We start from the raw sequence: 11,016 nt of genomic DNA on the forward strand, positions 1-11,016 counted from the left end.
AAGAACGCAGTCTTTTATTATCTCATTTAGTTACTTCAACATTACCTTATTTTATTTTCGTGATTGCCGTATAACATTTTTTCATTCATCGGGTCAGCTGATTTTTCAGCAGGTGTCACTGTTTGCCCTAGAGATGAATTGTGTTTATCATGCTCAACTGCGTCTACCATCAGCAAAACTTTTCCTTTTTTAAGATCAGATACATATGAGGAAGCTTCTGCAGCAGGTACACCATATTCGGTTAATTGATTTTCGATTCGATTAACATCTTGATCCATTTTTTCTTCAGACGGCGTAAAAGCATTTTTTATTTTCTCCATAAAGGATTGATGGTGCTTTGAGTGTTGATCTGTATCAACTGTTTGCACATCAATTCCTGCAGAATGCTCAATCGCTTCTGTATTTTCATGATGGGAACCACTGTTTGTTAAAACAGAAAGTGCACTGTCCGGATATCCCTGTGTTTTTAAATTTCGAATCGCTGTAATAACGGCTGCCTCTGAGTCATACGTACCTACTACATTTTTTGTCATTTTCTATTCCTCCTAGGTATTATCATTTTTTAGCTTGTTATAGTATTAATACCCTTGGATTTTTTGGTAAAACTTTTTAATTTTATCTCTAACTCTCCTTACAAGGAGAAACCAATAAAATAACAGACCTGAATCTAAAAATTCAAGTCTGTTTTATGATATCAATGATTTGTATTATAAAATTGGTGACAGTAAGCGAGATACCGCTTCTTTAAATTTTATAAGAAGAGAGCGCTCTTTATATCGTTCAAACGTTAATTTTGAACTGCAATGCACATCTTCAAGAAACAGGTTCTGCAACTTTTTGGCAATAGGCTGGTCATATACAACTGCATTCACTTCAAAATTAAGGCTGAAACTCCGTGGATCAATATTCGTCGTGCCTACAGAAGACACTTCATTATCTACTACAATCGTTTTAGCATGCAAAAAGCCTTTTTCATAGAGATAAATATGTGCACCATACGTCAGCAGTTCGCCTACGTGAGACCACGTAGCCCAATAAACAAAAGGATGATCGGGTTTGTTTGGAATCATAATATGAATCTCTACTCCAGATAATAAAGCAATTTTACAAGCATCCATAAAGCTTGCGTCTGGAATAAAGTAAGGCGTTTGAAGGTACACACTTTCTTTGGCCGACATAATCAATGAGATATACATGTTTTTTAGATGCTGAGTAGTCGAGTTTGGCCCGCTTGCTACAATTTGTACAGGAACCGTTCCAAAATGAGTTTCTGTACGATGCAAAAATTGTTCCAGTTCAATTGGCTGCTTTGTTGCTTGATGCCAATCTAAAATGAATCTCCCTTGAATATCGTTCACTGACTCTCCTTTAATGCGAAAATGAGTGTCTCTCCAATAACCCATTTTTGGATCTAACCCTAAATATTCATCTCCTACGTTAAATCCTCCTATGTATGCTACTTCACCATCAATGATACAAAGCTTTCGATGATTTCGATTGTTAATCCGAAAATTAATTAAGCGAAGAATTGAAGGGAAAAACGCCTGTGCTTCGCCGCCATATGAAATAAGCTCCTTAAAAAATGATGGAGTCATTTTTCTAGATCCTACTTCATCATAAAGAACACGAACCTTTATGCCTTCTTTTGCTTTTTTCGTTAGCTCATCTCTTAATTTTTTCCCAAGACTATCTCTTTGAATAATATAATATTGAATATTAATTTCTTTTTTAGCATTTCGAATGTCCTCAAACAATGCATCAAATTTCTGATTACCATCACTAAAGATATCAATTTCATTGTCGGTGCGCACGAGTGACTTAGAAGAATTTAAATTAGTGAACAGCAGTTTATTATGTTGAATCAATAAATCATTTCGATATTCATGGGTAGCTTTAAGTTCTTTTAGTTGTTCATCTACTGAAGATCTTAAATATTCCCGCTCATCAGATGATAACTTATAAAAGTTCTTCTGTTTTAGCTGTCTTCCAAAGAACAGATATACAATAAAGCCGACAATTGGTATAAAAAATAAAATAAGAAGCCACGCCCATGTAGATCCTATATCTCTTCTTTCGATGAAAATAAGAATACCGGCTAATAAAATATTAATAGCTGTTACAACAGATACACTTAGTGTAAAGATATGGGCAAATTCCATCCTTTTACTCCTTTCTTTCTACTGCATTGCTTTATTAACTCATTCCCGTTTTTAACGTTCTCATTCACTTTACTATACATAACACAGATCGCTTCCTTTTTCATCTTTAGGATCCAAATTTTATTGTTTTTTTATTTTTTGCCACACTAAAAATGTAAAATATTCGCTTTTATTGTGTATTAAAAACAAGGGGGAAATAATTTGTTTTTTTCTTTTATTTTTCTTAGCCTCATCAATGTATTTATCAGTATTAGCCTGGGGTATACGGCTTATCAATTATTTAGAAAAGCATTTATTGGAGGTATTCTTACGTGTATCCTTGCTTGCAGCGCTCCTATCATGTTTGTATGGCCTTTCCTGTTTTTATCAACCGGCATGTCACTTTTTCTCTACTTTCTCATTATTTACTCAAAAAGCACATATCATCTAATATGTAAATAAAAAACACGAAAATCTAAGATTTCCGTGTTTTTTATTTACAAGCTGTATACGTAATAATCCTGCACGTGATATGAATTGAAACCGCATGTTTCGTAGAGTTGCAAAGCGCGTTTGTTTTTCGCTTCAACCTCAAGAAATATATCATATCCTAGCCGAAGCTGCTTTAAAACAACTTGTTTTAAAGCAGCTTTTCCTATTCCTAATTTTTGATAAGAAGGTAAAATACCAAATCCATAAATCCATGCCTCGCTTTTATCATAAGATACCCTTAACTTTCCAACCGCTTGACTATTGTACTCTACGATAAAATGATTTTGCTGTTCTTCCGTTTTCGTTTGTTCATAATAAGCAGCTGCTTCTGTTAAAGACATACCAAAGCATTCCACATCAACTTGTATCTCCATTTTCATATCGGTATCTGATTGGGAAGAGCGAAGTGTAACAAAGGGATTATCATCTTCCAATTCTTTTTGTGTCCACTTCATTTGATATTCTGAAAAAGTAAATGAACATGGAATTTGCTTTAAGAACTCCCTGCCTGAAACCGAATCGCCAGGAGCATTTAATAAAATCTCTGTATACCCACGCTTCTTACATATATGTAAAGCTTGAGAAAACAGCTTTGAAAAAATCCTTTTTCGGCGATAGCTAGGAGCGACCATTCCGCATATTTCTACTGTACTCCCAAACCCATAAAGACCAATAAACCCAACAAGCTGATTATCTTCATAATGAAAAAAATCGTTAACTTCATTTTGTTTTCGACTTCGTAGCATATCAAAATTCAGCTTCAGCTCTATGTGCTCTTCTTGTTCGCAAATAGACTGTAGCTTTTGTATATCTTCTAACACATGTTGTTCTAACATAAAACGCCCCCTGCATTCTTCTTTTTATTATAAGTTCGGCTTTATTTAACTTTTTCCTTTCATCTTTAGCGCAACAGTCGAATAATTATAGGGTAAAAGCAAGATCAAAAAGCATATAGAGTAATCAAACTAAATAGGCGGGGTGCTTATGAAAAAGACCATTTTAATAAGTTTTATTGCACTAGTTGCTTTAACCATTATTTATTGCCTGCAGAAAGAATTTATTTTCGCTTTAGCTTTGTGGAGCATTTATGGAACAGTATTATCTGTTTTTGTATATTTTTCTTTTTACAAATCAACGGAAGATCGCGAGGAGGAGTAACAATAAAGCTATTAAAAGGTCCGCGAAATAAACTTTTTTACAGACCTTTTATAAATTTACAACTGGGATATATGTTGGTAACAATTTAGAAACAAGTATTCCTTATTCTTAGTGTTATAGAAAAGTTATTACCTATTTCACTAAGGAGTTGGATATTTGTATGAAGACAATTATAAAATCTATATCGGTTTTAGCATTAGCAGCGGGCTTTACTTTTTCATCTCTATCTGGAACACTGCCATTCACTCACGAGCAAACAGCAAGTGCAGCAGAAAAAATAAACGCACCGTTCAGCGTATATGAAGTGACCGCAAACGTACTCAATATACGTGCAAAACCTAGCACTCAGGGAAAGATTCTTGATACATTAAGAAAAAAAGATCAAATCGAAGTAGTCAAGTTTGTAAATGCAGATTGGGCTGCTATTAAAATAATTGGCGGCACCGGATATATCAGTACTTCCTATTTAATGAAAGTCCCTTCTACTGTTCATACAGCTGCTAACCTTAATTTACGTACAGGACCTAGCACAAGCAACAAAGTTGTAACAACTATTCCTAAAGGAAAAAGCGTCAGCTTCTTAGCTTGGGGCTACTCAAAAGATAACAAGCTTTCATTTGATTGGGCTTTTGTAGAATACAACGGCTTTAAAGGATATGTAAGCACTTCGTACTTACAGTTACCTACTTATAGATAAAAACAGATAACTCCCTTGAATTATTTCAAGGGAGCTTATTTATGGACACCGTATTAATAGTGCCCTGCCCATGAAGCACCGATGATAATTAGTAAAATAAATAGCACAACGATTAACGCAAAGCTACTTCCATGACCTGCTCCGTATCCGTACCCATAACCATAACCTCCGTAAAAACTCATTTTCTTTCACCTCCTTTTTTGTAGAATATGTGAAGGAAAATGAAAACGAACATGAGTATTCTTTATCACAAAATTCATTATAATTTATAAACGTTAACTCTTTTACTAGTAAGGCATAGGATATAGCATCCCGTGGTTCATCTCTACATCTTTCCCTCGTTCCCCCTTTTAAAGTAAGGGTATATTCGAGCAATACAAAAAAGAAGAGTTTATATAACTCTTCTTTTTTATTGAACTGGATTATCAACTTGCATGTAGTCATTATAATATTCTTCTAACGTAATTCCTTTCTTAGACACTTTAGAGGCGAGTTCTTTCCCGACAAATCGTATATGCCACGGCTCATATTTATAACCTGTAATCTGCTGCTTTCCTTCTGGATAGCGAACAATGTATCCGTATTTATATGAATTTGCTTCAATCCATTTGGCTTCAGGAGTATCTTTAAAACAATCTTGAGCTGCACACTTACCGGTGCTGCTTGATACATCTATACTTAAACCAGTCTGATGTTCACTGCTGCCTGGATGAGCGCTGTAATGATTAGCTGCCGCTTCTCCATCTTGTTTTATATACGCTTGATAAAGAGATTCTTGACGGCTTTGAGAACGATAGGCAGAAACACCGGCTAGGTAAATTCCTTCTCGTTCAGCAGCTGAAAACATCCTTTCTAACGCTTTTGCTGCTTCTGTACGCATTTGGCGCTTTTCAATTTTTTCTTTAAATATAAACCGAACGTCTGGGTATACAAGGTCAGTGGGTTCATAGTGATCAGGAAGAAGATTTTGTTTATTTACTAACACAGCAATGGATTCTGGGTTCCCTACAATTTCTATACTATTCTGCTTCTGTTTAGAAGAAGATAAAGGATTATGATCAGACGTATTCAAATGATCGTCGTGCTGAAATAATCCCTGATAGCCTAGATACGAGAATCCTGCAATAACACCCAGCACTATTAGTAAAGCCATTTTTTTATAAAGTTTCATATTTCTATACTCCTGACATATTTTCAGCTTTTTAGGACACTCAAACATTGTATATAAATCAAGAAATAATTACTAATATAACAAACTAATTCCTACTATAAATTTTAGTATGCCCGGACCTAATTTTTTCAAACGTTCATTTTAAGCATAAAAAAAAGAGATGTCTCCTAAAAGACATCTCTCTTTACTTCTATTCTATAAGACTAGTATTAGTCGATAACTGTAATTTTAACTGATCTTCTGCCCCAGTCTTGTGCAGCACTATCTGAAGAAACGAATACATCAATTCGATTTCCTTTAATTGCGCCACCTGTATCTGCTGCTACAGCTTGACCATAACCTTCAACGTATACTTTTGAACCTAATGGAATAACGCTAGGATCAACCGCAATTACTCGTTGATTTGGATTTGATTTTAAATTTACTCCAGTAGCTGTTGTACCACTGCATCCAGCACAGTTAGCTGTATAAGCTGTTGCTTCAACAGTCATAGACTTGCCGCTAGCTTGCTGTTGAGACTGCTGTTGCTGCTGTTGAGCTGCTTGTTGCTGTTGCTGAGCTGCTTGTTCTTTTTGTGCTTGCTCTTGTGCTGCCTGTGCTTGTGCTGCTGCTTGAGCTTGCTCTTGTTCTTTTTGTGCTTGCTCTTGTGCTGCCTGTGCTTGTGCTGCTGCTTGAGCTTGCTCTTGTTCTTTTTGTGCTTGCTCTTGTGCTTGTGCTTGCTCTTGTGCTGCCTGTGCTTGTGCTGCTGCTTGAGCTTGCTCTTGTTCTTTTTGTGCTTGCTCTTGTGCTACCTGTGCTTGTGCTGCTTGAGCTTGTGCTTGTTCTTTTTGTGCTTGCTCTTGTGCTACCTGTGCTTGTGCTGCTTGAGCTTGTGCTTGCTCTTGTGCTGCTACTTGAGCTTGCTCTTGTTCTTTTTGTGTTTGTTCTTGTGCTGCTTGTTCTTGCTGAGCTTGTGCCGTTTGAGGCTGCTGCGCTTGTGGAGCTGCCTTTGCTACTGGCGCACTAGCTGTTTGAGATTGAGCTGCTTGTGCCGTTTTAATTTTAAATTGTTCTCCAGGGAAAACTAAGTCTGATGTTAAACCGTTCCATTCTTTAATTTCTTCTACTGTTACGCCATAATGTTGACCGATTGACCACAAAGTGTCACCACGTTTTACAGTATGTACGATTTCTTTTATGCTAGATAAGTTTAGTGTCTGATTTGGATAAATTAGTGTTGATGTTAAGTTATTAGCATCTTTTAGCTCGTCTACGCTCACATTATGATTTTGAGCGATTTTCCATAAAGTGTCACCTTTTTGTACTTCATACGTTCCGCTTGTAGAGGCAGATGCCGCACCTACAAATCCTGCTGAAAGAATTGCCGTTGTCCCTAGAGTAAATACAAATTTCTTCATTTTCCGAATACCTCCTTATTTACTCAATGACTGAATGATACCACCTGTTCATTTCACTTCCATTACAGGAATATTTTACTTTTATTACGGATTTAATTAATTTTAAACATTTTCTTGTAATATTTCTGACAATTCATTTTTGAATAATGATTAAATTTCATCAAAATCATGTCAAAATTTGAAGAAAACTCTATAAAAAGTTGGAGTTGTATTCGGTGATAAAAGTAACTTATCAGCAAAAAAAACCTTCTAAAAGCAGTTAGCTTTTAGAAGGTTTTTTTACTGATATGAAACAGTTAAAGTTGGAGCATATGCAGGACTGTCGCCCCCATAAATTTCAACTACGTCACTTAAAAAGTCCGCTGGACCTGAGCTTGACAAGCGAAATTGAGTTTTGCCGGTCCTATTCATATATCCCCAAAGTGAGGAAGGAAGTTGAATAGTTGTATATCCATTATTGAGTGAAGGCACTGACATTTGGAAGCCCGCTGAAATAGATGGTGAAGCCTGATAATCTATTTGTTCTAAAGCACTGCTAGTTCCAAATACACCGCTTTTAATATCGCCTTTCAAAGATGAAATATTACCAGTTGAAGATTTGCGATAAATTTTTAAAGATACATCCGTAATGATTGCATCATCAGGTAAAGAACTTGTGTCAAAAGATAAAATGGTTCGGTATGTGTCGGTATTGTACATTCCTTTATCCCCAATTTTATGAATAGAACTACTCATACCGTCAGCTGATAAGTTTCCGATAAATCCATCTTCAGCAGCAAGCGAAGAAAATACTGAAGGTTTCTCTGAAGTTCCAGAAATTTGATAAACTTCCGTCTTTACTTCCTCTTGGTTGCCTGCTGCGTCTACACTAAAAAACTTTACTGTTTTGCTAGAGTTGATGGTAATAGGCTCAGAGTACTTTAGAGAATTAACAGTTGGTATGCTTCCATCTAATGTATAGTAAGTGATGGCAGGTTCATTGGTTGATAATGTAGCAGAAACAGAACTTCCATACGTTCCTCCCGCTGGTGAAGCAGCTGTAACCGGTGGGGATATATCTCCTGAATTAGGAGCATCACCATTTTTCGGATGGCTTTTAAAAAAGTTCCAGCTTAATTTAGTTGCATTTGGTCCTTTAGGATCTGTATAAGAACCGGATGTACTTCCCCCTGACCAAGCATGTCCCATTCCTTCTATCATGTACTTTTCCATTACTGTTTTTCCAGCTGTATCTTTGTAAATATATTGCGTATAGCTTCTTCCACCAGCTACTGTACCTGTTGCAGTTTGATCTGCCGTATCATCAATATTGTTATTATCCAGCCCATCAGACGCTCTATCATTTGTTTGAGCCCATTGCGATAATATTTGATGCGCATTTATAGGCGCAACAGTGTAGTCGGCCGTCCCATGAAACAAAATAACTGGAACCACTCGTTTATGATCTCCCATGGCTGAATAGGCTAAATCTCCTTGTTGGATAGGATTAGGACCTCCACTGCTCATTGCTGTATAAGCACCTGTCACATTAGTCGCTGCTTTATATTCTAAGCCAGCTCCAACGCTAATAGCTGCAAATATGTCTGGATAAGTAGCTCCCATAATAACACTCATAGCTGCACCAGCAGATAGCCCTCCAACAAAGACTTGGTCGGCATCTATTGAATAACTGCTTTTTATTTGATTGACCATTCCAGCAATTAACGCTGGTTCACCGCTTCCCCTTGATTGATGAGCCGTATCAAACCAGTTCCAACACTTATTTGAATTAGCAGAAGAAGGTTGTTCTGGATAAAGAACAAGAAACTTCTCTGTCTCCGCCAGTTCATTCATTTGTGTTCCTGCTGCAAATTGATCAGGGTCTTGAGTACAGCCATGTAGCATAACTACTAGAGGCAAGGCAGCACCTCTCTGATAACTGCTAGGTACGTACAGTTTGTATGTCCTTCCATTATATGTTTTAGAGGTAAAACTTCCTGCGGCTGAAGAAGATACAGCACCTAAAGATAAAAAAAGTATAAAAATCATCCCTGCTATAAATAATCGTTTCATCTTCCTGCTTCCTCCTTATATTGATATGGTTATACTTGGCAGCAAACGTACATATCGGTATGGTAGGGAAATGAATAAGAGTTACTAGTAAGATGATAGCAAGGTTTTATGTAATAAAATTTATATTAACTGCACGATTTGCCTACGCTTATGAGGACGAATAAAATCATTCATCTTCCAAATAAAGAAAACGCTTACATAAAATTGTAAACGATTGTGCCGATAAATACTATAAAAAAGACATACCTTTTAAAAATAGGCCGGTATGTCTTCTATGGATTGCTTACTTAAGTATTCATATTGTGACTCGATGCAATTTACCATAGCAATGGATTGAGGATAACGTTGTAAATGAGAAGGGAGCTCCTTAAACCCAAACTGATGATAATATTCAGGAAGAATATCGCTATACAGCATAAAAATAGCGCTGCGCTTCTCTATCTTCATCTTTTTAAAAAAGTCTTCAAGCATATCACGGCCATACCCCATTCGTTGATAAAGCTGGTGTACAACAACGGATCCAATACCATGCAAAGCAAACTTTAATCGAGGAGTTTGTAAAAGAAGCAAAATAAATGAACCAATAATTTGATTCTCTTCATTTACGTATACATACCGAATTCCATATGTTTCTTCTTTTTGATTATCTCTCACATACTCTTTGTACGTCCTGCCTTTAGGCCATGCGGCATATCCCATTTGATAGACTTCTGCCAATTCTTCAGACTTTATTTTTCTTAATAACATGAACATCCCCTCTTTATTTATAATCCCATACGTCAGCAGACATTTTTTATAAAGTTAAAAATAGTTCCTGTATGTATATATTATACTTCATCCTACGGAAGCTTTCTTGCTCTGAGTGCTATTAACAGCTAATAGTGAGCTACTTTCTCAAAAAACTAGAAAGATTCCTGATAGTTGTTCCTTACCCATAGCAGTCATCTATGTAAAGATACTCTTTATCATTCCATAAAAGCATAGAGATGTAAATGTATTTCCAGCTTCATTTAGCATTCATTACGTATTACTCATCAAAAAAAGCATAGAAACTACGTTCTATGCTTTACAGTGAAAGTACTCATCATTTCTTAAGCTTTTTCGTTCTCTACATACTCCACTAGATGAAAGAAAAAACGATATGTAAGAACAAGAGCTTCACCTATCGACATTTTTTCATTAAACTCTTTTATAGCATCTAACTCAATATTCACATCCCATAATCCATCTTTATCATTAAATAAAAGCTGGACGCTTGTTAGGCTTTCATTAAGTTCTTTAGCAAAAAATTGTTTTAGTAAAGAACCGAATTTTTTTTGCATATGTAACCCCGTTAATACTTTATACGTGCCAAACACATCATCCACTTCAAAAGAACATCCATCAAGCTTAATAAATTCGAGCCATTTTGATTCTACATATAGAAATTCACTTCTGTGTTCTTTCAAATAAGAAATAGGAGTATCTAAAAATGAAAGAGGAGATTCTTCTGTGATCAGCTCGTCCGTTTCTTTCTCTACTCTTTCGATATAAGAATCTTTAAAACGTAAAGATGCCTCTTTTTCTTCTATCATCAGGTTTTGCGGTACCAACTCTTTTTGCAACGCATATTCCTTTTCTTCCTGGTATAGAGATAAAGATTGACCTTGAACGTTCATTTCTTTTTCAATATAAGTTTGAATATTACTTTGTAACATGAAAAAACCTCCTGATTAATCTGCATCACTATCTTATATCATAACCTAAACAAGTGTTTATAAATATAACCAAACAAAAAATCCTTAGGCTATGCCTAAGGATAATAATGATATATTCAAGTATGTATAAAAGATAATTTGGTTGCGGGGACAGGATTTGAACCTGCGACCTTCGGGTTATGAGCCCGACGAGCTACCGAACTGCTCCACCCCG

At 36.0% G+C, this 11,016-nt stretch carries 11 protein-coding genes; 2 read left to right on the forward strand and 9 right to left on the reverse strand.

The window, feature by feature from the left end:
* Positions 1 to 41: 41 nt before the first annotated feature.
* From LAV82_RS25340 to LAV82_RS25350, 3 genes are all read right to left on the reverse strand, one after another.
* Positions 42 to 533, reverse strand: a complete 492-nt coding sequence (locus tag LAV82_RS25340) for a YflT domain-containing protein (RefSeq protein ID WP_029325269.1) — start codon at positions 531 to 533, stop codon at positions 42 to 44.
* A gap of 174 nt (positions 534 to 707) precedes the next feature.
* Positions 708 to 2,159 carry a cardiolipin synthase gene (gene cls / locus LAV82_RS25345; protein ID WP_211078879.1) on the reverse strand — a complete coding sequence of 484 codons (1,452 nt, stop codon included), beginning with the start codon at positions 2,157 to 2,159 and terminating at the stop codon, positions 708 to 710.
* Positions 2,160 to 2,635: 476 nt separating this feature from the next.
* A complete protein-coding gene (locus LAV82_RS25350; protein WP_074682885.1) occupies positions 2,636 to 3,466 on the reverse strand; it encodes a GNAT family N-acetyltransferase in 831 nt (276 codons plus the stop codon).
* Between the two features lie 148 nt (positions 3,467 to 3,614).
* Here LAV82_RS25350 and LAV82_RS25355 point away from each other — a divergent pair, with 148 nt between their 5' ends.
* Together LAV82_RS25355 and LAV82_RS25360 are read left to right on the forward strand one after the other, a co-directional pair.
* The gene (locus tag LAV82_RS25355) at positions 3,615 to 3,788 is read left to right on the forward strand and encodes a hypothetical protein (protein ID WP_013081589.1); all 174 of its coding nucleotides are present in this window, start codon (positions 3,615 to 3,617) and stop codon (positions 3,786 to 3,788) included.
* A 160-nt stretch (positions 3,789 to 3,948) separates the two neighbouring features.
* Positions 3,949 to 4,485, forward strand: coding sequence for an SH3 domain-containing protein (locus LAV82_RS25360; RefSeq protein WP_211078878.1), 537 nt, complete (start codon positions 3,949 to 3,951; stop codon positions 4,483 to 4,485).
* Positions 4,486 to 4,538: 53 nt separating this feature from the next.
* Here the strand turns inward: LAV82_RS25360 and LAV82_RS25365 are convergent, their stop codons facing one another.
* From LAV82_RS25365 to LAV82_RS25390, 6 genes are all read right to left on the reverse strand, one after another.
* A complete protein-coding gene (locus LAV82_RS25365) occupies positions 4,539 to 4,667 on the reverse strand; it encodes a YjcZ family sporulation protein (protein ID WP_013055210.1) in 129 nt (42 codons plus the stop codon).
* 227 nt (positions 4,668 to 4,894) lie between these two features.
* The gene (locus tag LAV82_RS25370) at positions 4,895 to 5,656 is read right to left on the reverse strand and encodes a M15 family metallopeptidase (protein WP_013055209.1); all 762 of its coding nucleotides are present in this window, start codon (positions 5,654 to 5,656) and stop codon (positions 4,895 to 4,897) included.
* Between the two features lie 209 nt (positions 5,657 to 5,865).
* Positions 5,866 to 7,053, reverse strand: a complete 1,188-nt coding sequence (locus LAV82_RS25375) for a 3D domain-containing protein (protein WP_499717173.1) — start codon at positions 7,051 to 7,053, stop codon at positions 5,866 to 5,868.
* A gap of 279 nt (positions 7,054 to 7,332) precedes the next feature.
* Entirely contained in the window at positions 7,333 to 9,105 is a 1,773-nt protein-coding gene (locus LAV82_RS25380; protein ID WP_499717174.1) for an extracellular catalytic domain type 1 short-chain-length polyhydroxyalkanoate depolymerase, read from the reverse strand.
* A gap of 249 nt (positions 9,106 to 9,354) precedes the next feature.
* Positions 9,355 to 9,852: a GNAT family N-acetyltransferase gene (locus tag LAV82_RS25385; RefSeq protein ID WP_211078875.1), complete on the reverse strand. Its 498-nt coding sequence runs from the start codon at positions 9,850 to 9,852 to the stop codon at positions 9,355 to 9,357.
* 344 nt (positions 9,853 to 10,196) lie between these two features.
* A complete protein-coding gene (locus LAV82_RS25390; protein WP_211078874.1) occupies positions 10,197 to 10,802 on the reverse strand; it encodes a hypothetical protein in 606 nt (201 codons plus the stop codon).
* Positions 10,803 to 11,016 lie beyond the last annotated feature (214 nt).

Origin of the sequence: Bacillus sp. ILBB4 (assembly GCF_035064545.1) — a bacterium.
GTDB lineage: Bacteria > Bacillota > Bacilli > Bacillales > Bacillaceae_H > Priestia.